Source organism: Acinetobacter sp. Ver3, from assembly GCF_000632455.1.
Classification (GTDB): Bacteria; Pseudomonadota; Gammaproteobacteria; order Pseudomonadales; family Moraxellaceae; genus Acinetobacter.
In genome coordinates, this window is the sequence record NZ_JFYL01000001.1 from 63,191 (window position 1) to 89,267 (window position 26,077).

26 protein-coding genes, 1 pseudogene and 1 riboswitch are annotated in these 26,077 nt (G+C 37.5%); of the genes and pseudogenes, 14 read left to right on the forward strand and 13 right to left on the reverse strand.

Annotation, left to right across the window (positions count from 1 at the left end):
- Nucleotides 1-593: 593 nt before the first annotated feature.
- Together CL42_RS00325 and rpiA are read right to left on the reverse strand one after the other, a co-directional pair.
- On the reverse strand, nucleotides 594-1,277 hold the full coding sequence (locus CL42_RS00325; protein ID WP_035263692.1) for a M48 family metallopeptidase: 684 nt from the start codon (nucleotides 1,275-1,277) through the stop codon (nucleotides 594-596).
- A 112-nt stretch (nucleotides 1,278-1,389) separates the two neighbouring features.
- Nucleotides 1,390-2,061, reverse strand: a complete 672-nt coding sequence (gene rpiA / locus CL42_RS00330) for a ribose-5-phosphate isomerase RpiA (RefSeq protein ID WP_035263693.1) — start codon at nucleotides 2,059-2,061, stop codon at nucleotides 1,390-1,392.
- A gap of 104 nt (nucleotides 2,062-2,165) precedes the next feature.
- On the opposite strand from rpiA, the gene ilvA reads away from it, so the two are divergent.
- From ilvA to CL42_RS00350, 4 genes are all read left to right on the forward strand, one after another.
- Nucleotides 2,166-3,704: a threonine ammonia-lyase, biosynthetic gene (gene ilvA, locus CL42_RS00335; protein ID WP_035263694.1), complete on the forward strand. Its 1,539-nt coding sequence runs from the start codon at nucleotides 2,166-2,168 to the stop codon at nucleotides 3,702-3,704.
- A gap of 114 nt (nucleotides 3,705-3,818) precedes the next feature.
- On the forward strand, nucleotides 3,819-4,166 hold the full coding sequence (locus tag CL42_RS00340) for a hypothetical protein (RefSeq protein WP_035263696.1): 348 nt from the start codon (nucleotides 3,819-3,821) through the stop codon (nucleotides 4,164-4,166).
- A gap of 107 nt (nucleotides 4,167-4,273) precedes the next feature.
- A complete protein-coding gene (locus CL42_RS00345; protein ID WP_035263698.1) occupies nucleotides 4,274-4,930 on the forward strand; it encodes a potassium channel family protein in 657 nt (218 codons plus the stop codon).
- Nucleotides 4,930-6,279 (forward strand): TrkH family potassium uptake protein, encoded by a 1,350-nt coding sequence (locus tag CL42_RS00350; RefSeq protein ID WP_035263851.1) that lies wholly within the window; start codon nucleotides 4,930-4,932, stop codon nucleotides 6,277-6,279. The genes CL42_RS00345 and CL42_RS00350 overlap by 1 nt, the downstream gene beginning before the upstream one ends.
- 241 nt (nucleotides 6,280-6,520) lie before the next feature.
- Here the strand turns inward: CL42_RS00350 and CL42_RS00355 are convergent, their stop codons facing one another.
- A complete protein-coding gene (locus CL42_RS00355) occupies nucleotides 6,521-6,844 on the reverse strand; it encodes a hypothetical protein (protein WP_035263700.1) in 324 nt (107 codons plus the stop codon).
- Nucleotides 6,845-7,030: 186 nt separating this feature from the next.
- On the opposite strand from CL42_RS00355, the gene CL42_RS00360 reads away from it, so the two are divergent.
- From CL42_RS00360 to CL42_RS00380, 5 genes are all read left to right on the forward strand, one after another.
- Nucleotides 7,031-7,930: a LysR substrate-binding domain-containing protein gene (locus CL42_RS00360; RefSeq protein ID WP_035263702.1), complete on the forward strand. Its 900-nt coding sequence runs from the start codon at nucleotides 7,031-7,033 to the stop codon at nucleotides 7,928-7,930.
- An 85-nt stretch (nucleotides 7,931-8,015) separates the two neighbouring features.
- The gene (gene trmA, locus CL42_RS00365; RefSeq protein WP_035263704.1) at nucleotides 8,016-9,101 is read left to right on the forward strand and encodes a tRNA (uridine(54)-C5)-methyltransferase TrmA; all 1,086 of its coding nucleotides are present in this window, start codon (nucleotides 8,016-8,018) and stop codon (nucleotides 9,099-9,101) included.
- 242 nt (nucleotides 9,102-9,343) lie between these two features.
- On the forward strand, nucleotides 9,344-9,577 hold the full coding sequence (locus CL42_RS00370; RefSeq protein ID WP_035263705.1) for a hypothetical protein: 234 nt from the start codon (nucleotides 9,344-9,346) through the stop codon (nucleotides 9,575-9,577).
- Between the two features lie 114 nt (nucleotides 9,578-9,691).
- Entirely contained in the window at nucleotides 9,692-9,928 is a 237-nt protein-coding gene (locus CL42_RS00375) for a hypothetical protein (protein ID WP_035263707.1), read from the forward strand.
- A 147-nt stretch (nucleotides 9,929-10,075) separates the two neighbouring features.
- Nucleotides 10,076-10,663, forward strand: a complete 588-nt coding sequence (locus CL42_RS00380) for a lecithin retinol acyltransferase family protein (RefSeq protein WP_051586486.1) — start codon at nucleotides 10,076-10,078, stop codon at nucleotides 10,661-10,663.
- Between the two features lie 218 nt (nucleotides 10,664-10,881).
- Here the strand turns inward: CL42_RS00380 and CL42_RS00385 are convergent, their stop codons facing one another.
- Nucleotides 10,882-12,603, reverse strand: coding sequence for a glutamine--tRNA ligase/YqeY domain fusion protein (locus tag CL42_RS00385; RefSeq protein WP_035263709.1), 1,722 nt, complete (start codon nucleotides 12,601-12,603; stop codon nucleotides 10,882-10,884).
- A gap of 165 nt (nucleotides 12,604-12,768) precedes the next feature.
- Here CL42_RS00385 and CL42_RS00390 point away from each other — a divergent pair, with 165 nt between their 5' ends.
- The 4 genes from CL42_RS00390 (at nucleotide 12,769) to nfsB (ending at nucleotide 15,449) form a co-directional block, all read left to right on the forward strand.
- Nucleotides 12,769-13,278 carry a peptidylprolyl isomerase gene (locus CL42_RS00390; protein ID WP_035263711.1) on the forward strand — a complete coding sequence of 170 codons (510 nt, stop codon included), beginning with the start codon at nucleotides 12,769-12,771 and terminating at the stop codon, nucleotides 13,276-13,278.
- Between the two features lie 117 nt (nucleotides 13,279-13,395).
- Nucleotides 13,396-14,127, forward strand: a complete 732-nt coding sequence (locus CL42_RS00395; RefSeq protein WP_035263713.1) for a UDP-2,3-diacylglucosamine diphosphatase — start codon at nucleotides 13,396-13,398, stop codon at nucleotides 14,125-14,127.
- Between the two features lie 135 nt (nucleotides 14,128-14,262).
- Complete coding sequence (locus CL42_RS00400; RefSeq protein ID WP_035263715.1) at nucleotides 14,263-14,682, forward strand: hypothetical protein; 420 nt, start codon at nucleotides 14,263-14,265, stop codon at nucleotides 14,680-14,682.
- A gap of 113 nt (nucleotides 14,683-14,795) precedes the next feature.
- Entirely contained in the window at nucleotides 14,796-15,449 is a 654-nt protein-coding gene (gene nfsB, locus CL42_RS00405) for an oxygen-insensitive NAD(P)H nitroreductase (protein ID WP_035263717.1), read from the forward strand.
- A 42-nt stretch (nucleotides 15,450-15,491) separates the two neighbouring features.
- On the opposite strand, the gene CL42_RS00410 is transcribed toward nfsB, so the two are convergent.
- The 7 genes and pseudogenes from CL42_RS00410 to CL42_RS00440 form a co-directional block, all read right to left on the reverse strand.
- The gene (locus tag CL42_RS00410; protein ID WP_035263719.1) at nucleotides 15,492-16,736 is read right to left on the reverse strand and encodes a D-amino acid dehydrogenase; all 1,245 of its coding nucleotides are present in this window, start codon (nucleotides 16,734-16,736) and stop codon (nucleotides 15,492-15,494) included.
- 139 nt (nucleotides 16,737-16,875) lie between these two features.
- Nucleotides 16,876-16,964, reverse strand: a riboswitch (glycine riboswitch).
- A gap of 396 nt (nucleotides 16,965-17,360) precedes the next feature.
- Nucleotides 17,361-18,495: pseudogene (gene rodA / locus CL42_RS00415) on the reverse strand (rod shape-determining protein RodA).
- Between the two features lie 82 nt (nucleotides 18,496-18,577).
- Complete coding sequence (gene ispD, locus CL42_RS00420) at nucleotides 18,578-19,303, reverse strand: 2-C-methyl-D-erythritol 4-phosphate cytidylyltransferase (RefSeq protein ID WP_035263723.1); 726 nt, start codon at nucleotides 19,301-19,303, stop codon at nucleotides 18,578-18,580.
- The gene (ftsB, locus tag CL42_RS00425; RefSeq protein WP_035263725.1) at nucleotides 19,269-19,658 is read right to left on the reverse strand and encodes a cell division protein FtsB; all 390 of its coding nucleotides are present in this window, start codon (nucleotides 19,656-19,658) and stop codon (nucleotides 19,269-19,271) included. Before ftsB ends, ispD begins: the two co-directional genes overlap by 35 nt.
- A 265-nt stretch (nucleotides 19,659-19,923) precedes the next feature.
- A complete protein-coding gene (eno, locus tag CL42_RS00430; RefSeq protein WP_035263727.1) occupies nucleotides 19,924-21,213 on the reverse strand; it encodes a phosphopyruvate hydratase in 1,290 nt (429 codons plus the stop codon).
- A 46-nt stretch (nucleotides 21,214-21,259) separates the two neighbouring features.
- Nucleotides 21,260-22,117: a 3-deoxy-8-phosphooctulonate synthase gene (gene kdsA / locus CL42_RS00435; protein WP_035263729.1), complete on the reverse strand. Its 858-nt coding sequence runs from the start codon at nucleotides 22,115-22,117 to the stop codon at nucleotides 21,260-21,262.
- 32 nt (nucleotides 22,118-22,149) lie between these two features.
- The gene (locus tag CL42_RS00440) at nucleotides 22,150-23,790 is read right to left on the reverse strand and encodes a CTP synthase (RefSeq protein WP_035263731.1); all 1,641 of its coding nucleotides are present in this window, start codon (nucleotides 23,788-23,790) and stop codon (nucleotides 22,150-22,152) included.
- 227 nt (nucleotides 23,791-24,017) lie between these two features.
- Between CL42_RS00440 and CL42_RS00445 the strand changes: the two genes are divergently transcribed.
- Nucleotides 24,018-24,416 (forward strand): hypothetical protein, encoded by a 399-nt coding sequence (locus tag CL42_RS00445; RefSeq protein WP_035263733.1) that lies wholly within the window; start codon nucleotides 24,018-24,020, stop codon nucleotides 24,414-24,416.
- Nucleotides 24,417-24,511: 95 nt separating this feature from the next.
- Here CL42_RS00445 and CL42_RS00450 read toward each other — a convergent pair whose 3' ends face one another.
- Together CL42_RS00450 and CL42_RS00455 are read right to left on the reverse strand one after the other, a co-directional pair.
- Nucleotides 24,512-25,612 carry a YheT family hydrolase gene (locus CL42_RS00450; protein ID WP_035263734.1) on the reverse strand — a complete coding sequence of 367 codons (1,101 nt, stop codon included), beginning with the start codon at nucleotides 25,610-25,612 and terminating at the stop codon, nucleotides 24,512-24,514.
- Between the two features lie 51 nt (nucleotides 25,613-25,663).
- Nucleotides 25,664-26,071, reverse strand: coding sequence for a nuclear transport factor 2 family protein (locus tag CL42_RS00455; RefSeq protein WP_035263736.1), 408 nt, complete (start codon nucleotides 26,069-26,071; stop codon nucleotides 25,664-25,666).
- Nucleotides 26,072-26,077 lie beyond the last annotated feature (6 nt).

The window sequence follows — 26,077 nt, forward strand, 5'->3', positions numbered from 1 at the left end:
TTGTGACTTTCTGAACCCTTTCATATGGGAATGCTGTTATTTTGTAAGTTTAATAATTTAGATGGCTCTGTTAAGCATCTAATAAAGTCTATCATGTGACTTCATTGATTTTCTTGCCAACTCAAATAGCATAAATACAGCGCAAATATGAACCCTGGGAGAGCAAGAAATACGATCGGATCCTGTTTCACAACAAAAGGAGTTACCCCCCATACCGAACATAACCCTCCACTCACGGAAAGCAATTTAGAAATCCTTTTTTGATTTATCCATAAAGTTGCCATGATCGATAATATCAACCACGCTATAGCCCCGCCAAAAAGCGATAAATAGTTCGTCCAATGATAGTGAATAGTATTACTCGGGTTCAGTAGAATATACATGAGGATGCTATAAAGCATTAAAGCAGGTACAGACAAAATTAGAATCAAAAAACACACACCAATTCGTCTTATGAGCATATTAGAGACAAACTAACCAAACAGAGCAATCATGATAGCCAAAATTTAGAATACCAGTCGCCAGATCAGACTAATTGACTAGCGCTAAACAATTGATTTTTTAATATCGACAAAGCAATCCCAGCATAAAAATTAATTATGCATCCACCAATATGGCAACGGCGTTATTTTTAATTTTTTTCGGTTAAGTTTAAAATCTGGATCATACTTCGCCACTTCCTCCCAAAACTGAGCACTATGATCAAAATGCTTTGTATGTGCTAATTCATGCACACAAACATAGCGTGTTATTTCCTGAGGAAAAAGTACCAAAGCACTATTCAACATAATGTCATGACGTGCTGTACAACTTCCCCACCGCGTTTTTGGCTGACGAATCTTACAGCCATGATAAGCTAAACCACACTGATCAGATACTTGAGCCAGATATACAGGCAGATGCTGTTTAGCATAATCAATAACAAAGGCTTTTAAATATTGTTCAGGCTGACGATCACTCACACACAGCTCATTCATCACTGAATCAAACTTATAGTTGAATTTCTGCTGAATATATTGAATTTGAATAGGATTTTCTAAATTAAATAACTGTAAAGATAAAGGTAAAACGCGATCAATCTGTTGAATTTTACTTTGTTGTGCCTGCCAAGTTTGAACAATCCAAGCTTCTGAATCTTGAACAAACTGTTGTATTTGTTTATGGGTACAAAACCATGGCGCAGTCACACAAATTGACGTTCCATCTATACGTAGACGTAGTCTTTTCGATCGAATACTTTTGGTGATTTCAATATCAGGAAGGTCGGATAAAGTCATTGTTATTCTTTAATTATTAAATCCCCATCCCCCCCCTTTAAGAAAGGGGGAAGAAAAGCCCTTCTATTTAAAAGAGGGAGTTTGGGGAGACCAGCTCGTCAAGGAGTTAAAATTAAACTGCTGTACGCTCTTCAATACCATTGTTGGTCGCAACAATCGCAATGTCTGCTTTATTCAAAGCAAAGATACCGTTGCATACCACACCAGGAATATCATTCAATGTTTTTTCAAGCTCAAGTGCATTTAAGATATTTAAGTTATGCACGTCTAAAATCACGTTACCATTGTCGGTCACTACACCTTCACGGTACGCTGGGTCGCCACCTAAAGAGACAATTTTACGTGCAACAGCAGAACGTGCCATTGGAATCACCTCAACAGGAAGTGGAAAATCACGCCCCAACTGATCTACCCATTTAGAATCATCTACGATACAGACGAATTTTTTTGCAATCGATGCCACGATTTTTTCACGTGTCAATGCCGCACCACCACCTTTGATCATGTGCATATGACGATCAATCTCATCTGCACCATCTACATATGCATCAAGACCACCCACTGAGTTCATATCTACCACTTCAATACCCAGCTTCTTCAAACGCTGCGCAGTCGCTTCCGAACTTGCAACTGCAGCTTCTAATTGAAGTTCAGGAAGTAAATCAATCAAAAAGTTAACAGTACTGCCTGTGCCTACGCCTAAAATGCCCCCTTTCGGTAAGTGTTTTAAAGCTGCTTGTGCTGCTGCTTGTTTTTTCTCATCTTGGGTTGCATATAGACTCATGACTTCACTCAACTAATTTGGACTTTTGCAGTTATTTTAAACCGCTAAGCCTTATGGTTTGTTACAATAAGCGCCTATTTTAAACTGTTAGATGGAAAATTAACATGCTGTCTCGTTTGGTTCGACAAATTTTACAAGCAACGGTATACGACGTTGCTATCGAAACCCCACTCGAAGCGGCACCACGAATTAGTGAACGTCTTAATAATAATATTCGTTTTAAACGTGAAGACCTACAACCCGTATTCTCTTTCAAACTCCGCGGTGCCTACAACAGAATCAGCCAACTTCCTAAAGCTCAACTAGAACGAGGTGTCATTACCGCTTCTGCTGGTAACCATGCTCAAGGTGTAGCTCTCTCAGGAAAAAAATTAGGAATTCGCGCGATTATTGTGATGCCTAAGACAACACCAGACATTAAAGTCCAAGCAGTAAAGCGCTTAGGTGGCGAGGTCGTACTTCATGGTGATTCTTTTGACATCGCAAATAAATACGCAATTCAACGTGCGCAAGATGAAGGAATGACTTTTATTCCGCCTTATGACGATGAACTCGTTATGGCTGGTCAAGGTACAATTGCCAATGAAATTTTACGTCAATGGCGAGATGTGGATTATGTATTCGTTGCCGTTGGGGGTGGCGGTTTGATTGCAGGTGTTGCTGCTTACCTTGGTGATGTTGCACCGCATGTAAAAGTTATTCCTGTGGAATATGATGAGTCAGCTTGTTTAAAAGCCGCTTTAGAAGCAAATGAACGTGTGATTCTGCCTTCAGTTGGTTTATTCGCGGATGGTACAGCCGTGGCGCAAATCGGTGAAAAACCTTTTGAAGTGATTCGTCTGCAAAAATCTGACAATTCAGGTCCAATCGTAGAACCAGAAGTTGTTCTTGTGAATACTGATGAAATATGCGCAGCAATTAAAGACACCTATGATGAATGCCGTAGTATTGTTGAGCCGTCAGGTGCGATGGCACTTGCAGGGATTAAAAAATATGTGGCTGAGCACGGCTTAGAAGGTAAAAACATCGTTTCAATTGTATGCGGTGCAAATATGAACTTTGACCGTTTACGTTATATTGCAGAACGAACTGAATTAGGTGAACGTAAAGAAGCTATTTTTGCTGTCACGATTCCTGAACAAAAAGGTGCATTCCTCAATTTCTGTCGTGCCCTTCAAGGTCGAAATATTACTGAATTCAACTACCGTTCAAGTAGTGCGACTGCAGCGCAAGTATTTGTTGGAATTAGTTTAAAGAGCGGCGAAAAAGAACGTCAAGAAATCTTCGAGACATTAAAGTTTCAGTACGATGTGGATGACTTATCTGATGATGAAGTAGCCAAATTACATATTCGCTACCTGATCGGTGGTCATGCTGATATTGAAAATGAACGTTTATTCCGCGTTGAATTTCCTGAACGTCCGGGTGCATTATTAACATTCTTGGAACGTCTTGGTCCAACGCATAACATTACCTTGTTCCATTACCGTAACCACGGTGCAGCAGAAGGTCGTGTATTGGTCGGTCTTGAAGCGGAAGATGCACAACAAAACCCTGATGGTTTAGTTGAAACATTAGAAAGTATCAATTATCCATACGAAGAAATTACCAATAATCTTGGTTATCAACGTTTCCTTAAATAAAATCAATACAGCCTGTCATTTTTGACAGGCTTTTTTAATTTAATAATTGATATACAATTAAATCGAAAGATAGAAAAAACAATCACTTTAAATTTTTAGATATTAAGATAAATCATGCAAATATGGTTCAGTTTTGTAGTTATTCCTTTTCTCATGTGGATCATCTTTTCCGCAATTCTGTTTATTTCGAAATATCTATATCCTGAAGTTACCACCTTAAGCAAATTCCTCGAAGTTTTTATTTTTTTAGGTTATGCAGCACTCCCCTATATCATGTTGGGATTAGCACCTATTTATCGCTATCGCATGACCTTGGTTTATATGATGGCAATTGTGATCACAACAAGTTTCGTTCATGCTAACTTTATGATTGATCATATTCATTTAACTTATATTTACTTAGCACTTTCATGGACATTGATTTCAATCACGATTTACTATTTTTATAGTGATCACAAATAATCCTCAACAAATGAATTGAATCAACTCAGATCAACAAGATAAACTCACTCAAAGCGAAATTAAAATCAAATCATCACTTTCTGATCTTTAAAATTTTAGGATATTCAATGGCGCTATTTGCAGTAATTGGCTTAGGCAGCTTTGGTGGTACAGTTGCATTAGAACTCACTCAATTAAAACATGATGTAATTGGAATCGATACTGAAAAAAAATACGTTGAAAATATCTCTGATAACATCAGTCATGCTGTCATCGCCGATGCCACAGATGAACATGTACTTCGAGAACTGAATGTACAGAATTGCGATGCCGTCGTTGTCGCAATTGGAGAAGATATTGAGGCCAGTATTCTATGTGTCCTCAACCTCAAAAACTTAGGCGTAGAAAAAATCCTAGTAAAAGCAAAATCGAAAGCCCATCATATGATTTTGACGCATCTCGGTATTGGTCAAATTATTCATCCAGAAGAAGACATGGGTATTCGCGTTGCACAATCATTAAGCTATCCAATGGTTAGACGCTATATGGCGTTGAATGATGACCGTTATATTGTCAAAGTGGAAGTGGGTGAAAAACTACAAGGTGTAGAATTTAAAGACATCATGGAGCACAGCGACGGCGTACAAACATTATTATTACAACGTGGCACACATGTAATTTATGACATTGCACCTGGTACATTGCTGCAAAAAAATGACATTTTAATTGTTGAAGGTCCTGTCAATCTTTTACGTAAACTCTCATCGAGATTTATTTCGAAATGATGAAATTTTATGATCAATTGATCAATAAAAAAACGCAAAGTATTAATTTGAGTCCACCTAGTTTGCTCGCTTTGGGCTTTCTCAGTTTTATTATCATTGGAACATTACTACTAAAGCTTCCCTTTGCACACGAAGGAAATGTCTCTTGGCTAGAAGCCTTATTTACCGCCACATCCGCAGTGACAATTACGGGACTTTCTGTGGTCAATATTGGCGAAGCATATACGACTTTTGGTCAGTTCATCATTATGCTACTCATCCAATGTGGTGGCTTAGGATTCATGACCTTCGCAATTTTGGCTGCTTTAAGCCTTTCTACTAAACTTGGTTTAAAGCAACAAGTGATGGCTCAAGAAACAATTGGTCAAACCAGTTTAGCAAGGGCCTCTTTCACTGTTAAAGCCGTCTTATTGTATTCTCTATTTTTCGAAGGGATTGGAACATTCATCCTGACATTTACGTGGCTTCAATACTACGATTTTAGTGATGCTCTGTTTTATGCAGCCTTTTATAGTATCTCAGCATTTAATAATGGTGGTTTCTCTCTTTTTCCAGACAGCTTAATGAGTTTTTCAGGCCAATATGCTGTAACTCTGACCATCAGTATGTTGTATATCATTGGTGGAATAGGTTTTGTGGTACTTATGGATATCAAACGCGCTCATAAGTGGAAAAAACTCTCAACCAACAGCAAACTGATTCTTTCTACTATCGCGGGACTCAATCTATTTGCCTTTATTATGATTTGGTGCTTAGAAGCAAATAATCCATTGACCCTCGCCCCAATGTCAATTGGAGACCAAGCATTAAATGCTTGGTTTCATGCCACAGTACCACGATCCTCTGGATTTAATAGTATTGATATGGCCAGTATGAGTGATCCAGCAACCTTGGTGACTATGCTATTAATGTTTATTGGAGGCGGATCTTTAAGTACTGCTGGTGGTATTAAAGTAGGTACATTTATTATTGTTGTATTGAGTGTGATCACGTTTTTGAGACGAGCTGACGAAGTCACTGTTTTTAAACACTCGATTCCCGCAACGGTCACCTATAAAGCTCTTGCGGTCATTAGCATAACTGCTATGCTCATTTTCATTGGTTTCTTTACGCTGTTAATTTTAGAGCCTAATAAACGTTTTCTAGATTTACTATTTGAAGCTGTTTCCGCGGCTTGTACAGTCGGATTATCTAGAGGTATTACTTCAGAATTACAACCTGCAAGTTTATATATGCTCATGATACTGATGTTTGCGGGTCGTCTCGGTCCTTTGACATTAGCATATTTAATTGCAACCCCTAAAAAAAGCAGGTTGAGTCATCCTAATGCTGAAATCCAAGTGGGTTAAATAGAATTCACTTGGATCTAAGGTGAAGTTGATCGATAAAACACGAACCAATCCAAAAGTAGATCAGATGTTTATAGCCATAAGTGCATTTTATGATAGCCGTGATTTATTAATTCAAAGCATTGAACTTATCATGAATTAACACAAACTTAGAACTTTGCAATCAATATCAAAATACAATGAAATTAAAAGACTCAAGGAAACCCCAAGTCTTTTCACCATATGCGTGTGATTAAAAAAATTATGATTGGAAACCAATATAACGATTGAGGTTTTCGACACCCAATGCAACTTTATAAATTTTAAACTGAGCTAAATCAGAACGTGTAATCTCAGTAAACACATCCGAGTTTTCATCATCTGCATGAATTTCATCTACTGTGCGAGGCATAGTTGCTTCAAATTCATCCGAAATAAATTCAAATCCCAAGTCCATGGCAACAAACAATGTATGCTCACAAGGTTGAATATATTGCTCTTCATTCCAGTCGATAACAGCATGTTGACAATGCGGGCACTGTACATTTTCTTGAGGATCTTGAAGTTCAATTGTTGTATAAGCCATGTCAACCTTAAGTATTACGCGCTATAAAACATAAGTTTAACCATTGCTTTTAGATTTTTAAATAGCCCTGTTTATTCATTACTACATATAGCAACCTTAGATTTTTGAGAAAACACAGCAACTCAATTGACTATTCAGAACAATAATGTATTTTTTAACAAAACGTCGCATATATGGAATGAATCCATGCTTTCAGATTTAGATGATTTTTATTGCTTTGCCCTTGTTGTCGAACATGGTGGTTTTAGCGCTGCCGAACGAGCAACCGACATTCCCAAATCAAAATTGAGTCGACGTGTTTATAATTTAGAAGAAAATCTCGGTGTAAGGCTTATTCAACGTAGTTCACGTCATTTTGCTGTCACTGATATTGGAATGAACATTTATCGCCATGCGCAAGTAATGATGAATGCTGCCCAATCTGCTCATGATTTGGTAGATCATTTAAGTGAACAACCAAGAGGCTTAATTCGTGTTAGTTTACCCGTATCAATTGCTCAGCATGAAATGACCAAAATACTGCCAAATTTCCTTAAGCAGTATCCTGAAATCAAAGTTCAATTGATGGTTACTAATCGACGTGTCGATATCATCAATGAAGGAATTGATTTAGCGCTTCGTGTTCGCTCAAGTTTGGATGATGACCCAAGTTTGGTCATTCGAAAATTTGAAAATATTGAACAACATCTTTTCGCCAGTCAGGCTTATCTTAATGAATTTGGATCTATCAAAAAGCCTGAAGAACTCTCAAATCATCGAATATTAAGTATGGTTGATGAACATACTGATCAACAACTCGTTCTACATGATTCAAACAACAAATCGATTAAAGTCAAAGTGAGTCCAGTCGTGATGGGCTCTGATCTACTTATGCTTGCACAACTTGCAAGTGACAATTGTGGGGTAGCATTACTCCCAGACAGTATTGTTGAAGATTATATTAAAGATGGGCGTCTTGTTAAGGTTCTGCCTAACTGGAATGCACCACACGGTATTTTTCATGTGGTTTACCCTTCTCGCCGTGGTTTATTACCAGCTGTACGTGTGTTCATCGACTACTTAGTTGAGCACCTCACCAAAAGATAGTCACAACAGCACAAAGATTTAGAAGAATGTTGGCTTATTATTTGCTACCATTCACTCTGCTTTGTGCTAGTTTTTTTAGATTTTTATGACTTCTATTTATCAACAACAACTTGATGCAAAAATTGAACGTATCCGCAATCAATTTGCTGAATATCAACCACCTGAACTAGAAGTTTTTTCATCTCCTGAAAAACATTTCCGTATGCGAGCTGAGTTCCGTATTTGGCATACAGAAGATGATATGTTTTATGCCATGTTTGAACGCGCGGAAGATGGTATTCAAAAGAAAGTTGTACGTGTTGATGAGTTTCCAATCGCGGATAAATCTATTAATGATTTAATGCCAGTTCTCCTGTCTGAACTAAAATCAAATGCAGTGCTCTCTAAGCGTCTGTTTGAAGTACATTTTCTTTCTACGTTGAACGGTGAAATGCTGGTTTCATTGATTTATCGTTGTCCGCTTGATCAAGACTGGGAACAACTAGCAAAAAATTTATCTTCAAAACTCAATATTAAGATTATTGGTCGCAGCCGTGGTCAAAAAATTGTATTGACGGATGAATATGTAGTTGAAGAATTACAAGTATTTGACCGTAAATTCAAATATAAGCAAATTGAAAGTAGCTTCACGCAACCTAATGCGCAAGTTTGTCAAAAAATGCTGGAGTGGGCATGTAATGCAGCTCAAACCAGTGATAAAGATCTTTTAGAGCTTTATTGCGGTAATGGTAATTTTACCCTTCCATTATCGCTAAAGTTTAATCGCGTTCTAGCAACGGAACTGGCTAAATCATCAGTTTATGCAGCGCAATGGAATATTGAGCAAAATCAAATTAATAATATTCAAGTTGCTCGCCTTTCAGCTGAAGATTTTACCTTAGCATTCAATGCAGAACGTGAGTTTAGACGTTTACAAGAAGCCAATATTGATATTCAAAGTTATGACTTCGATACTGTATTTGTAGATCCACCTCGTGCAGGCATTGATGATGATACCTTGAAGCTGCTTCAACGCTTTAAACGTATTATTTATATTTCATGCAATCCAGATACTTTGCACGACAATTTAAAGATGTTATCGGAAACTCATAAAATCACTAAATTTGCGCTGTTCGATCAATTTCCTTATACCCACCATGTCGAGTCAGGCGTTCTTTTAGAGAAAATTTAAACAATTTATTTCTTACTAAATGGACAGTTCTTACACTGTCCATTTTTTATGCTTTTTGAATTTCACTTAAAAATCATATAAATAAAGAAAAATCTAATTTTTCAATGTCATAATTTCGTTAAACTTTAGGTTTATCATCGAAATATTTATTTTAAAATGTGCCTTAAATCACGATTACAAACTTGCATTAAATTTTAAATCGACTATATTTCGACCTATCTTTGGTTGCAAATGAAGGCTCTATGAGTTTTTGGCAAAAGCTGTTTTCATCAGATTCGCAGCAGAACGAGCATAAAAATCAAATTGCTTGTGTTGAAAATGATTGTTCATGTAAGACTAACGATCAGTTGATCGAGGCTTTACAAAAGGCATCAGATGAAGATGTAATCCGCGGAATCAAAAAAGTTCTTATTTCGCGTGGCTATTCAAAAAAAGATCTTACTGATTTATTGAGTAACAAAATCACCCTTCAGTAAAGAAAAAAAGCACTGCATAGACAGTGCTTTTTTTATGATAAATTTTCTGTTCAATTTAAAAATGTTCAATTAAGATAAGCTCATAGGATAATTAAAAATACATTTGGGGATTCAATGAAAAATATTCTATTCATTATTTTAGGGGCGACTTTCATATCGCTTAGTGGTTGTAATAAGCTACCTTCAGCATGTGAGGAAGTTTGGGGCAACATTGAAAAATTAGCGAAAGAGAGCGGTATTCCTCAAACTGCCATAGATCGTCAAAAAAACGAGTTTGAAGAGCAAATTAAACAGCTTCCTAAAGAAGATGCAATTAAAAATTGTGAAGCACAAAATGCTTTCTTCTCATAACTTCATTTGAGTTGAATAAAAAATTTAGGCACCTTTTTTAGAGTGCTTATATTGTATTTATACCTCATTATTTATTTCCAATTGGGTTATACTGTGGACTCTCTTTCAATAAATGTACATCTGTAAAGTTATTGGAATATTTTATAAATGCGGCATAAACACGTCAAAACATTCCCTCTTGGTGCTCACTTAATTGTTAAGCATTTTGGTTATTCACATCATGGTATTTATGTGGGTAAGGGTCGTGTTATTCATTATTCAGGTTTTGCTCATCTCTTTAAAAAACATCCGATCGAAATTACATCTCTGCAAAAATTTGCACATGGCAAAAAAATTACGATTCGGCATTATAGCACCCCCAAATATTCAGGTCGTGCTGTCGTAAGACGAATGCGCTCTCGAATGCATGAAAATAACTATCATCTCATTATTAATAATTGTGAACACTTATGTTCTTGGGCGATCACGGGCATCGAAAGTAGCCCACAAGTCATCAAAATGATGAATAGACTCACCACTATTGGTTATATCAGCTCACTCATGAGCTACTTAAATAGTCTTCTTTTAACTTTAGCAACCACCTGTTTTGCTTTGGTATTTTATATTAAGAAAAAGTTAAATGATCAGCGCAAACTGAAAGGCCCTGTGTATATCGCTTTACAGCAACATCAGAAACTAAAGCAAAAAAAAGCCCCGCTTAAGCAGGGTTTCGAGGAAAACAAAGTTTCAAATTAACCTTTCGGTTGAATTAAATATGCGCTTGAAAATCTAAATAGTCAAATATATATTTGAAATATAATGTTATTTTAGTTTTTATTTATAACTTATTAAATTATTCTTAAATACTCACCTTTATCTAATCATGTGAATTTAATCACAAAAATTATTTATTAACCTAAATTTGAATAAAAAAAAGCCTGAATCAATCAGGCTTTTTTTGATATTACCAAACTTTATTTTGCAGGCTTAAAACTATCTTTTAAATCCAAAATACGGTTAAAGACAGGTTTTTCAACAGTATGATCAAATTGATCAGCGACAAAATAACCTTCACGTTCGAATTGGAATCGATCTTCAGGTTTCGCTTGAGCTAAAGCAGGCTCAATTACCGCTTGAACAATTTTTAGAGAATCTGGATTTAAATTCGCTAAGAAATCATCGTCCGCATCAGGTGCGGCTTCAGTAAATAGACGATCATAAATACGAACTTCAGCAGGAATCCCTTTATTTGCAGATACCCAATGAATAACACCTTTGACTTTACGACCTTCTGGATTCTTACCTAAAGTATGCGGATCGATAGAGCATTTCAGTTCAACAACTTCGCCATTTTCATCCTTAATCACTTCATCACATTTAATCACATAAGCATGACGTAAACGGACTTCACCACCAGGAATTAAGCGTTTAAACCCTTTAGGCGGCTCTTCCTCAAAATCTTTACGATCAATATACAATTCAGAAGTCAGTGGAATTACACGATCACCCATATCAACATTTGGATGGCGTGCGTGTGTTAAATCCATATCCTCTGGAAGGTTGGTCAATGTCACTTTAAGAGGATTCAATACCGCCATACCACGTGCAGCAGTATTTTCTAATGATTGTCGAATGCAGAATTCAAGCATTGCAACATCGACAATACCATCAGTTTTAGATACGCCCACACGCTTACAGAAATCACGTAAGCCTTCTGGAGTAAAGCCACGACGACGCATTCCCACGACTGTAGGCATACGTGGATCATTCCAACCATTGACGTAACCACCTTCGACCAGCTTACGTAATTTACGTTTTGAGGTGATGGTGTAATCAACATTCAAACGGCTTGATTCGTACTGGCGTGGAACTGCTGGAGAATTTACCTTAGCGACAACCCAATCATAGAACGGGCGATGGTCTTGGAATTCAAGCGTACATAACGAGTGCGTAATGCCTTCAATCGCATCAGACAAAGGATGAGCATAGTCATACATTGGATAGATTTTCCACGTATCGCCTGTTTGATGATGCTCAGAATGTAAAACACGGTAAAGAATTGGATCACGCATATGTACGTTCGGTGATGCCATATCAATCTTGGCACGAAGTACTGCTTGGCCTTCTCCAAGCTCACCATTACGCATTTGTTCAAAACGTGCTAAGTTTTCTTCAACCGTTGCATCACGTTGCGGAGAATTTTTACCTGGTTCTACAAAATTTCCACGATTCAGCTTAATTTCTTCAGGAGATTGCAAATCGACATATGCATCACCTTGTTTAATTAATTGAATCGCCCATTGATACAATTGATCAAAGTAACTTGATGCGTAGCGTGGTTCACCATTCCAGTCGAAACCGAGCCATTTAACATCGTTCGCAATACCATCTACATATTCTTGTTCTTCTGCATCTGGATTTGTATCGTCAAAACGAAGATTACATAAACCAGAAAATTCTTCTGCAATACCAAAATTCAGGCAAATCGCTTTAACATGTCCAATGTGTAAATAACCATTAGGCTCTGGTGGAAAGCGCGTCACGACTTTATCTGTACGCCCTGCTGCAAGATCTTCTGTAATTACTTGACGTACAAAGTCTAAGCCCGGTTGTTGTTCTTGCTGCGCAGCATCGACTGATGGATTGTTAGTCGTCGGGGTATTTGGCAGGGATGAAACAACATCATTCGGCTTCATAGTTGATAAATCACTTCTATAAGATAAAATAGGATAATTAAAACGCTATCTTCATATTATTAACAAAGAAAATAACGTTTTTGCTTGCCTTGTAGTTTACAGTTTGCTTATGCTTCTCTCAACCACAAACCCATGGCTTTTTGTCCATGATCAGGAGATTATAGAATGAGTTTTCCTCAAGTCGAATTAAACACCAATAAAGGACGTATTGTTCTAGAGCTTAACTCTGAAAAAGCACCTAAAACTGTTGCTAACTTTTTAGAGTACGTTCGTGATGGTTTTTATGATGGCGTAATTTTCCACCGTGTAATTGACGGTTTCATGATCCAAGGCGGTGGCATGGATGAAAACTTCAAAGAAAAAGCAACTCGCGATTCTATTGAAAATGAAGCTGACAACGGTTTAAGCAATGACGAAGGTACGATTGCCATGGCACGTACTCAAGCTCCTCACTCAGCATCTGCACAATTCTTCATTAACGTGAAAAACAATGCTTTCCTTAACCATACGGGTAAAACAGCTCAAGGCTGGGGTTATGCAGTATTTGGTAAAGTTGTAGAAGGTATGGACGTTGTTAATGAAATCAAAGGCGTTCGCACTGGTAACCGTGGCTACCACGCTGACGTTCCACTAGAAAACGTTGTGATCGAATCTGCTAAAATTATCTCTGAATAAAAAACCTACCCCTTAACTTATTAAGTTTTCAAGCACTGCTTTAAAACGAATATCATGTTCAAGGGATTGTTTCCCCATCTAAAGTTGATGGGGATGTAGGCAAATAAGGAATATTAAGTGACCTATCTGTTTATTTCAGATTTACACCTGTCACCTGAACACCCTCGACTCGTTCGAGGGTTTTTAGATTTATTAGATCATTATCAAGACCAGCAAACCCAACTCTATATTTTAGGTGATTGGTTTAATGCATGGATTGGTGATGACTATACAGCTCCTTGGCTCGATGAAATCGTTGAACGCTTAAAAAGATTTACTGCTCAGGGAAATCAAGTTTTATTTTCTGTCGGCAATCGTGATTTTGCGCTGAATCAAATTTTTTTAAATAAATTTGGTGGCATCTTATTGTCCGAAGTCTCTAACTTAAAAATAAATGACGTCCAAATTCGTATAGAACATGGTGATTCACTATGTACAGACGATGTCGCCTATCAACGTTTTAAAAAAATAATCAGAAATCCACTCATCATTTGGATACTGCGGAATACCCCACTTTCTTTTCGTACTCAACTTGCAAATGGATTTAGAAAAAAAAGCCACGAATCAAAAGAATTTAAATCTTATGATGTCATGGATGTAAATCAAGATGCTGTCCACGATGCATTGAAAGAAGTTGATTTACTAATTCATGGTCATACGCATCGCCCTCAAATCCATATCTCTCAAGATAAAAGAAGAATTGTTTTAGGCGACTGGCGTTTGGATCAAGCTCAAATTTTGGAAATTAATCAATCGAAATTCTCTAAGCAGTCAATCAATGATCTGACACTGAAAACATGGTCTTATTAGTTCCTCTATTTTTATAATGATCTCATCAACCTTTAAATTGAAATTTCACTCAATGTTTGAATATTAATCAGTATGTTTTGCTTTAAGTTTTTTTGCATATGATAATAACGACTCAATTCAATTCGTGAGTTTGTCATGTCTAATTTCAGCAATATTACTGTTCAACACCATGAAGATGATAAAGTGTCATTATTAATCGATGGTAAAGCAATCTCTGAACGTTATGATGTACGCCTAGATGCCACAATTATTGATGAACTCAAAAATCTTGCTGATGGCGCCGCATTGACAATCTTTGAACAATTTATATTTTCCCATCAAGATCTCAACTTTGAGCATTCATATCAATATGTGACTAACATCGTAAACCATAATAACGATTACGAATTGATCACCCACCTTGTCTACAAAATTAAGGCCGCAGACCAAGCACCGATCGAACATAATATCAGCAAGAATGGTCAACCTATGACTGAAGAAGATGTGCGCGCATTTATCAACCAACAAATTGCAATGTCATTAGAAAAATATACTGATTTAAAATATGCCTATTGATTTAAAGACAAGTCAGATTTTTCATATCATTTAGCATCAACTATAGAAAATATTTAAGTTCAGAGTCATTTAAAATTTTTAGATGAATATATTGTGAATAATCGGAGGATAATATGGATTTGTTAAACATCTCCCAATCTCGCTACACCACCAAAGCATACGATTCTTCAAAAAAGATCCCTCAAGAAAAGTTTGAAAAATTATTGGAATCTTTAAGGCTCGCACCTTCATCTATCAATATTCAACCGTGGCATTTCTTTGTCATCGAAACTGATGAAGCCAAACAGCGCATTGCTAAAGCACTGGTTGGTAAGTATGTTTATAATGCACCCAAAGTCCTTGAATCTTCACACACAATTCTGTTTTGTACGCATAAAGACATTACAGACTCTCATCTAGATCGATTATTAAATCAAGATGAAATCAGTGGTCGTTTTAAAGATGACCAAGCAAAACAAGCTCAAAAAGATACGCGCTTAGGCTATGTTGATTATTATCGCAACGAAAAAGGCGATATCCAGCGCTGGTCTGAAAATCAAACTTTTATTGCACTTGGGCAAACCTTATTTGCTGCAGGTTTAGAAGGTATCGATGCCACTCCAATTGGAGGATTCGATGAAAAAATTATCGCTGAAGAGTTAAATCTTGACGCAAAAGGCCTGATTCCATCAGTGCTATTGGCACTTGGTTATCGAAGTGAAAAAGATTTTAATGCCAAATTACCTAAATCTCGTTTGAATGCAGATCAAGTTTTCACTCGACTATAAATGTATTTGCCACAATAGTTTTCACGCTATTGTGGCTTTTCATTAAGCCGCTATTTTCTGTGAAATTTCTAAACAGATCATTGCAGCAGTTGCAGCTGACAGCGTCCAACCCAGATGCCCATGACCGGTATTATAAAAGACTCTCGGATGCTTCCCTTGTCTTACCACTGGCATCATATTCGGCATCATCGGTCTTAATCCAGCCCAAGGGACACAATGCTCAGTTGAAATATCAAAATTACGATTCACCCAATGAACCAAAGGTTGTATGCGATCCATACGGATGTCTCGGTTATAGCCATTAAATTCTGCAGTACCAGCAATTCTTAAACGATCTCGACCTAATCTCGACGTCACAATTTTTGCACTTTCATCCAATAAACTTACCCATGGTGCATGTTGTTGGCTATGTTCATCATTCAACTGAACTGTAATCGAGTACCCTTTCACTGGATAAACATTGACACGATCTCCAGCCTGTTGTGCTAAATGATAGCTTCCAACTCCACCACAAATGACCATTGCATCAGCTTGAATAAATCCATCGGGTATATCTCTACTTTTAGGATCACAAGCGCGATATTTAGCTGAAACTTGTTCTGTTGAATGATCCAGATTTAAATCTTCAACTTCTACACCGTATAAAAATTTCCCACCTTTATTCGCCACCACTTGGGCTAAATGCGTGGTGTATTTGTGTATATCTCCTGTGGCATCGTCAGGACAATAAAAACCACCGTAATATTCTCCCTTCAAACTTGGTTCAATACTGTGAATTTCTCCATTTGTAACAGCGTGACGCTCTAATCCACCTTTGCATAACAAATCATTCACTTTTATTGCTACATCATAATCCTGCTGATTATGATAAAAGTGCAAAATTCCACGCTTTTCCAAATCGAATTGAATATTTTCTTTCTGTGCAATTTCGAATAGCCGTTTTCTTGCCAATAATGCCAGCCTTACCGTTTCTTGTGTGTTGGCTTCGTAATGCTTGATATTACCCATAAATTCAATCAGCCAAGCGTATTTATGCAAATCAAAAGATGGGTTGAGTAATAATGGTGCATCTTTTTGGGTCATCCACTTGATACCCTTCAGTACCGTTGCTTTCTGATTCCACACCTCTGCATTACATGCAGAGAGTTGACCTCCATTCGCAAATGAAGTCTCCATTGCTGGGTATAAGTTTTTATCAAGAATCGTGACTTGATAACCAAGTTCTAACAATTCGTAGGCAGTGGTTATTCCTGTAATGCCAGCACCAATCACCATAATATGTGACATAAAAGCTCCTTGAAAATTTTATATTTTCAATGCCCCATCTGTCACGGTACCTGAGAGCTTCGGAAATCTTCATAACATATGATTATTTCCATCCCCTTCGGTGAGTCTAAACATCATTAGACTTCTCTCCAGATGATTGAGAATAATTACAGTCCTTTTGCCTGAGAGATTCCGGGGTCGTTGCTCCTTCGGCGGATCTACAGAAGACCTCTCTCCTGCAATATTCGTTTAATTCTTATTCAGCAATTAATATGCCATAGTTAATTTTTTTATACATCTACGAAAATCAATTTTAAAAAATATTTTTATACAAATGGATAACCAAGTTTAAGACAACAGCTAAGACAGGAATTTTTAGCTTGGGAAACGTTACAAAGATCATTGTTTAGCTCAAATTTTCTCAACCATCGATAAAATTTAGTTATTACAAAAAAATGAGGAAATAAGTTAATTTTTTTAGTAGTTACTCTCTCAAATAGCATAGATCAACCTCCATCTACACTTTCATCTTCTTCAGCATAAAAGTGTAATGACTGATTAGAGCAATCATTGAAGCTCAAAGTTTCAATAGATGTGAGAGTAAGCAGAATGTGAGTTGAAAATTTGCTGTCAACCCCAGATGTTTTAGCGATGAGTATGTATAGACATTACAATGCCCATACCTGCAAGCGTTGCAATGACTGCCGTACCACCATAACTCATGAGTGGTAATGGATCACCCGTTACTGGAAGTATTCCACTCACCATTCCACTGTTCAAAAACACAAAGAAAAAGAAAGTTAAACCTGCCGCACCCGCATAAAGACGTCCAAAATTATGGAAGCTGTTCATGGAAATAATCAAACAACGAATAATGATCGCAGCAAAAATAACAAATAATACGAACACACCAAAAAAGCCAAATTCCTCTGCATAAGCAGACATAATAAAGTCTGTATGATGTTCGGGGAGATAACCTAAATGAGACTGTGTTCCTTCATTAAAACCTTTACCAAATAGTCCACCAGAACCAATCGCAATTTTAGACTGAATGATATTCCACCCTGCACCTAGCGGATCTGATTCAGGATCAAATAAAGTTAAAATTCGCTTTTTTTGGTATTCCTGTAGAAAGAAATTCCATAATAATGGTGCAACCACTGCAAACCCAGCGACCACAGCCCCAATCAAACGCCAAGAAATACCACTTAAAAAAATGACAAAAATTCCGGGAATAATTAATCCAATGTTTAAGTCAGGCTGTAATGCGACTAAAACAAAAGGAATCATCATCAGAAATAATGCAAAGAGAATATGCATCAATTTGGGTGGTAAAGTCCGCAGACTGAAAAACCAAGCCATCATGAGTGGCATCGTAAATTTCATAAATTCACTGGGCTGCACACTCCCTAATCCAGGAATAGAAATCCAGCGTTTTGCGCCTAAGCGGACATCACCAATTAGCAATACCAAAAGCAGAAGCACAATCGAAAATGCATACAGATAAGGACTGACAATTTGATAAACTTTTGGAGGAATTTGTGCACAAATAAACAGCAAAATAAAACCGATACCAAAACTGGTCGCCTGACGAATCACCATGTTTGAATCATGATTGGTTGCACTATAAACAACCATGAGTCCAAAAGCTGCGTTTAATATCAAAACCAAGTAACCATGGATCTAAATGTAATTTAGTCCAACGTGACGAATCATGTTTGATTGTTCGTCCATCTCTCAAGGCATGACGCAAAAAACGGTACTGTTGTGAAGGTATCATTGGCTGAATTGCATATTCTAAGTGGCGTTATTATAAGACAATGTTTTGGCTATTTAAGCAAAGTCCCAAACATAAAACTAAATTATTTCGAGTCAGACTGTGACTGAAGAATCAGACGAGCAAGTTCTAAATCTTCAGGATAAGTAATTTTAATATTATCAGATCGTCCAATCACCACATCTACTGGATGATGAGCATATTCAAGCGCACTCGCTTCATCCGTGATTGTGATCTTGTGAGTTAATGCATGTTCAATCGAGGTTTTTAGCAATTTAATGGTCGACAATTGTGGAGTTTGTGCTTGCCACAATGCACTTCGATCAACAGTTTTTTCAATTGCACTCGACTGATCTACTCTTTTTAAAGTATCACGTACAGGCGTTGCTAAAATTGCGCTATGCTTAGATTCGATAACATGGCGAATCAAAGATTCTAAATTACTCAAGCTCACACAAGGTCGAGCAGCATCATGCACAAACACCAGATCATTTTCATCTGCAATATTGGTTAAATACTTTAAACCATTAAGTACAGAATCAACCCTCTCCTGACCACCTAAGCAGAAATGAAGGATTTCGGATTTAGCAAATTGAAGTGTCTGAGCAAATTTATCATGCTCTGAGATGGCCAATACATAGCCAGCAATAGGCAATTGAGCAATACGTTCCACAGTATGCTCAAGTACAGTTTTATTCTGGATAATTTGATATTGCTTTAACGCTGATTTGGAAAATCGACTACCAGAACCTGCTGCCGGAATAATAGCCCATAATTTACGGTTGTTCAGATTCAGGTTGTCTAGACTCATTGGTTCTTAAATCTACGTTAGCATTTGGGTCGATGTAAATCGGCTTGTAATTCGTACTGATGGTACTCATTTGAATAAAAGTTTCATGAGGCTTAATTAAGCCAAGATCTAAACGTGCATGTTCTTCAATCGCCTCAACACCATTTTTAAGATCATACACTTCAGCAGCCAGAATACGATTACGCTCTTTTAACTCTTCATTTGTTTCAGCTTGTTGATTCATTTGCTGAAGTAGCGCCTGATGAGGGAAATATCCTCCTTCACCGAGCCAAAAGCGATATTGAAAGATGGCAATTAAAATTATTGCCACCAGCAAAATCACTTTACTTGAAGTAGTTTTAAAGACGTCTAACATTATATTTGAGGCTTAGTTAACATCATGAAATTAGAGCACTAATATACCCTAAAACAAAGAAAGGTAGTATGTGTAACTGTGTTAAATATGCAAATGTTAAACAAATTCACATTGATTGATTTCTTTTAAAAATACTTACTGATAAATATCAAAAGTTATTGAATATTCAAGAGTCATTATATTTACACTTTTTATTTCATAGCTTAATAACAAAAAAACCACTCTTTAAAGAGTGGTTTTTTAAAATTCAAAATAATCTAAACGATTAATTTAAACCTTTAAACTCAGCTTTACCGCGGTAAATAGCATTCGTCAATTCTTCGATACGAAGCAATTGGTTGTATTTCGCTACACGGTCAGAACGGCAAAGTGAACCAGTTTTGATTTGACCAGCACCAGTACCTACTGCAAGATCCGCAATTGTAGAATCTTCAGTTTCGCCAGAACGGTGAGAAATCACTGTAGAGTAACCATTTGCTTTAGCAAGATAGATCGCATCTAAAGTTTCAGTCAACGTACCGATTTGGTTATACTTAATCAGGATAGAGTTACCAACTTTTTCGTTGATACCACGTTGAAGGATTTTAGGATTTGTAACAAACAAATCATCACCAACCAATTGAATCTTGTCGCCAAGAATCGAAGTTAGGTAAGACCAACCTTCCCAATCAGATTCATCTAAACCATCTTCAATAGAGATAATTGGATATTGGTTTACGAGACCTGCAAGGTAGTCAGAGAATTGGTTGTTTGTGAATGCTTTATTGCCTTCACCAGCAAGGATGTACTGACCATCTTTATAGAATTCTGAAGATGCACAGTCAAGCGCAAGCATAATGTCAGAACCCGCTTTGTAGCCAGTTTTTTCAATTGCTTCAAGAATAACTGTAATTGCTTCTTCGTTTGAACGTAAGTTCGGCGCGAAACCACCTTCATCACCAACAGCAGTATTTAAACCTTGTTTCTTTAAAACTGATTTTAAAGAATGGAAGATTTCTGCGCCTGCGCGAAGTGCTTCAGAGAATGAAGTGAAGCCAACTGGCTCAATCATGAACTCTTGGATATCAACGTTGTTGTCCGCATGTGAACCACCGTTTAAGATGTTCATCATTGGAACAGGCATTGTTAAAATGCTGTTGTTACGAAGGTCTGCGATGTATTGGAAAAGAGGAGTTTTCTTTTCGTCAGCAGCAGCACGCGCAGCAGCCAAAGACACTGCCAAAGTTGCGTTCGCACCTAATTTTTCTTTGTTTTCAGTTCCGTCTAAAGTGATCATCGTATTATCGATGTCTTTTTGTTCGAATACTGATTTACCCACTAACGCGTCACGGATTAACGTGTTTACGTTGTTCACAGCTGTTTTAACACCTTTACCTAAGTAACGTGCTTTATCGCCATCACGAAGTTCTAAAGCTTCACGAGAACCAGTTGAAGCACCAGATGGTGCACATGCACGGCCAACTACGCCAGATGCTAAGATAACGTCTGCTTCGATGGTTGGGTTACCACGAGAGTCCAAAATTTCACGTGCACGAATGTCAACGATTTGGCTCATGAACAATTCCTCAGTTGATTAATAAAACGATGCGTCTAACGCTGCATCAGTGTGTATCTAATTTTTTGAAACCTTTAACCAAGGTATCCAATTCTTTAAGCTGAGCTAAGAATGGCTCAAGTTGAGACATTCGAAGAGCGCAAGGTCCATCACATTTTGCTTTTTCTGGATCAGGATGTCCTTCCAGAAAAAGACCTGCTAGACCTGTAGCCATACCCGCACGCGCTAATGTCGTAATTTGTGCGCGACGACCACCTGCTGAATCTGCACGACCACCTGGGGTTTGAAGTGCATGTGTCACATCAAAGAAGACTGGCACATTCATTTCTTTCATGATGTCGAAACCAAGCATATCGACAACTAAGTTGTTGTAACCAAATGCTGAGCCACGCTCACATAAAATCAGCTTGTCATTCCCGGCTTCCAAACATTTATGCAAGATATGACGCATTTCATGCGGTGCTAAGAATTGCGCTTTTTTGATATTGATAATGGCTTGAGTTTTTGCCATTGCCTCAACAAGATCTGTTTGACGGCTGAGGAAAGCAGGTAATTGAATGATGTCAGCCACTTCAGCCACAGGTGCTGCTTGATATGGTTCATGAACATCTGTAATGATGGGTACATTAAAATGTTTTTTAATGTCAGCTAACCACTCAATTCCTTTTTCAAGACCAGGTCCGCGGAAAGAATTTAAGCTCGAACGATTTGCTTTATCAAAGCTTGCTTTGAAAACATATGGAATATCCAAACGTTTGCAAATATCAACATAAGTTTCTGCAATTTCAAAAGCTAAATCTTTTGATTCAAGTACATTCATTCCGCCGAATAATACAAATGGCAAATGATTTGCCATTTGTATATCGCCTAAACGTACAATTTCTTGTGCTTTTAATTGTGACATTTAAACTTCCTAGTTATGTCCTAAGACATTCATTATTTCGATTTTTGATACTGTTTTTTAGCAGCATCAATAAAACCAGCAAATAATGGATGACCATCACGTGGAGAACTTGTAAATTCCGGGTGGAATTGTACAGCAATAAACCAAGGATGTTGAGGAATTTCAACAGTTTCAACTAAACGTTGGATTGGTGAATAACCAGAAATTTTCATACCTTTTTCTTCTAAAGTAGGAATATAACGATTATTCATTTCGTAACGATGGCGATGACGTTCAATAATTTCTACTGAACCATACACTTCTGCAGTTTTAGTGCCTTCAACCAATTCTGATTTTTGAGCGCCAAGACGCATTGTTCCACCAAGATCAGAATCTACAGAACGTTGTTGTACTTCACCACGTTCGTCTAACCATTCCGTAATCAAACCAATTAAAGGCGATTTAGTTGAACGGTTAAATTCAGTTGAAGTTGCATCTACGATACCAGCAACATTACGTGCGTATTCAATGACCGCAAGTTGCATACCCAAGCAAATACCAAGGAATGGAATTCCATTCTCACGTGCGAATTTAATCGCTTGCATCTTACCTTCAGTACCGCGCTCGCCAAAACCACCAGGAACTAAGATTGCGTCAGCATCTTTCAACACTTCCGCTACATCTTGGCTTTCTAGTTCTTCAGCATTGACATAATCAATTTGAACTTTAACGCGGTTTTGGATACCCGCATGTAAAAGTGCTTCGTTCACAGATTTATAAGCATCTGGAAGTTCAACATATTTACCCACCATCGCAACACGAACAGTGTACTCAGGGTTTAATAATGCTTCTACGACATTATCCCAATCTGAAAGATCGGCTTCTGGTAAATCGTTATAACCAAAACGCTCGCAAATTAAATCATCAACGTCTTGTTCATAGAACGTACGTGGAATTTCGTAAATTGTGCGTGCATCTTTACACACCACAACTGCACGAGCTTCTACGTTCGTGAACAACGCAATTTTACGCTTTGTATCAGCATCAACATCGTGTTCAGTACGACAGATCAAAATATCTGGTTGAATACCGATTGAGAGTAATTCTTTCACTGAGTGCTGAGTTGGTTTTGTTTTCAACTCTGCAGCTGACTTGATATATGGCAACAACGTTAAATGCATCAGCATTGTGCGTTTGTGACCAAGTTCAACCATTAACTGACGAACAGATTCCATGAATGGGAGAGATTCAATGTCACCTACTGTACCGCCAATCTCAACAATAGCAACGTCATAGCCTTCGCCAGCGCGAAGAACACGTTCTTTAATATTGTCTGTAATGTGTGGAATAACTTGAACTGTTCCACCAAGGTAATCACCGCGACGCTCTTTATTTAAAACGTCTTGGTACACGCGACCAGATGTAAAGTTATTAAGCTTGGTCATTTTCGCACGACGCAAGAAACGTTCGTAATAACCCAAGTCTAAGTCAGTTTCCGCACCATCCTCTGTGACAAAAACTTCACCATGTTGGAACGGGCTCATCGTCCCTGGATCGACATTAATATATGGATCCATTTTCACCATGGTTACTTTTAATCCACGGGCTTCTAAAAGTGCAGCAACTGAAGCAGCTGAAATACCTTTACCTAGTGATGAAACAACACCACCAGTAACGAAAATAAAATGGGTCATTGGGTTTCTCGTACAATCGAGCCTAAATCGGCCTGCAATGTTGCGCAATTTTACTTTACTCTGTACCTATAAAGCAAAGTCAATCCGCATCAATTCAAAGAACAATAAACAATTGGTTATTCTATCATCATTTCCAATAAAGATTCACGCACACTTTCAGTGATTTTCATCTGTTAATTTGCTGTTATACTACGTCAGTCGATCTAGCTAGTTTGTTTTGAGCAACTATGAATAAAAAACTTTTAATCGGTGGTGCAATCTTATCTGCACTCCTCGTTACTGCATGTGTAAAAAAAGAAGCGCCTAAGGAAGAAGAACAGGAACAAACTGTTGAAACAACTGAACAGGCAGAACAAATTGAGAACATAGAGATTTCTGAACCTGAAATCGAACCTGAGCCACCAACTCAAGTTGAAATTGAGCATCAGGAAACAAACAATACGTCAGCGACTATTCGTCGTGAATATCGTGATGCTCCTGCACAAACGAATCCTGCGCCAGCACCAACTGTTGAAAATGTAGAACGCCCTACACCTTCTCCAAGTGCATCAACAGGTGGTTCTCAATCTGAAGATGATGCTGTTGCCGCTGCTATTGCTGCTGCTACCCCTGCTTTAGAAAACTAATTTTCGAATTAAAAAACCGAGTGACAAGACTCGGTTTTTTTATGTCAACATGAATGAAAGTCAAATTGTTATTCATTTATAAACAACAAAAATTGTCAGGCTTTCTCTAATTCTAAAAAAAATTCTGCAATTAATTTGTGTGCCCAAGATTCTGGATTTTTATTACCTTCATAGAAACAGCAATGGCTTCCTTTTTTTGTGGTCACTACTGCCATGTTCGGCATATGTTGAATCACTTCTTTATAAGGCTCTAAATTGCGGATATGGCATACTGGATCGTCTTCCGAATTTAAAATCATCAACGGCACTCTAATCTTCTCAAAGACATAGATGGGATTTGTCGCTTTACAATATGCGTCATAATTTTCAAATCCAGCGAACTGATAATATGTTTTTTCAAAATCAAATAAATCTTTAGCAACACTCAGTTGCTTTAAACTTTCTAAATTTCGCCAATGTTGCTCATAAGGTTTTAAAAAATGTGCATTTAACTTTTTTGCCATCAAACGGCTATAAAAAGGATGAACATTTGAAAAACCAGTTTCCGTATTGTATCCAGGACAAAGTGCGAAAGCCGCTTGAATTGGTGTGGAGCTTTCTTCCTCACCTAAATATCTAACCAATAATCCAGTTCCTGCTGAAGACCCAACTGCATACAATTTAGAATATGGTAAGCGCTGTTGAATATGTTCAATCTGCTCTCTTAGATCTTGCGTGTTTCCAAAAAGATTAATTTTAGGAACTGAAAGTGGTAGACCTGCATGCCCTCGTCTTAAACACAATGCGATACGCCAACCAGTTACTTGATGTAAGTCTCTGACCAATTCTCTCATACTGGCTGGGCTTCCAGTAATGGTATGCAGCACTAAAATAGTAGGTGTTTCCGCAGGCAGATGCATACCATACCAAGCAATACCCGTCGTTCCCCCATCAGACATTGTTAACTGTTCAATGAAGTCATATTCTAATTTTACGGTTTTCTTTCGAATTTTATCAAAATACACCAAGTGAGCATGCGTATTCGAGAGCCACGGCGTTGGTCTATATTTATAATGCAAACGTTTCAAGTTTGAAATCACATGCGCTAACTCACCTTGCGGATTAAAATAGATTGAAGGTATAGCTGCACCAGTAAAATGATCAAGTTGGGTTTGAGTGAATTCCTGCACCCACTTGAAACGCTGATTAAGATTCATACAGACTCCGAATTTACTTACTCCAATTCATAAGCCAAAAACATGCCTAATTTATTTTGGTAGAAATTGAGCCATACGTTGGCCCATTTGCAACGCCAAAGCTTCTAAACCACTTTTAGGCCGAATCATCACCTCAAAGTCAATAATTTGACCTTGCTCATTAAACTGGATCATATCAATGCCTTTTAATGTTTTTTCACCCACATTTGCGGAAAATTCAAGCACAACACTGAGCCCATCTGCTGTATAGAACTCACGGTGATAACGAAAATTTTCAAAGATCTCAATCACATTGGTCAAAATAAAAGTAACAACTTGTTTGCCTGGATAAGGCTTAAATGCGACGGGTGATTTAAATACGACTTCTTCAGACAAAAGCTCATTCAATAGACTTAAATCACGCGTTTCAAGCATATGGTGCCAACGTTGAATAGATTTTTGTGTGGTTTCGAGTGTCATTTTTAT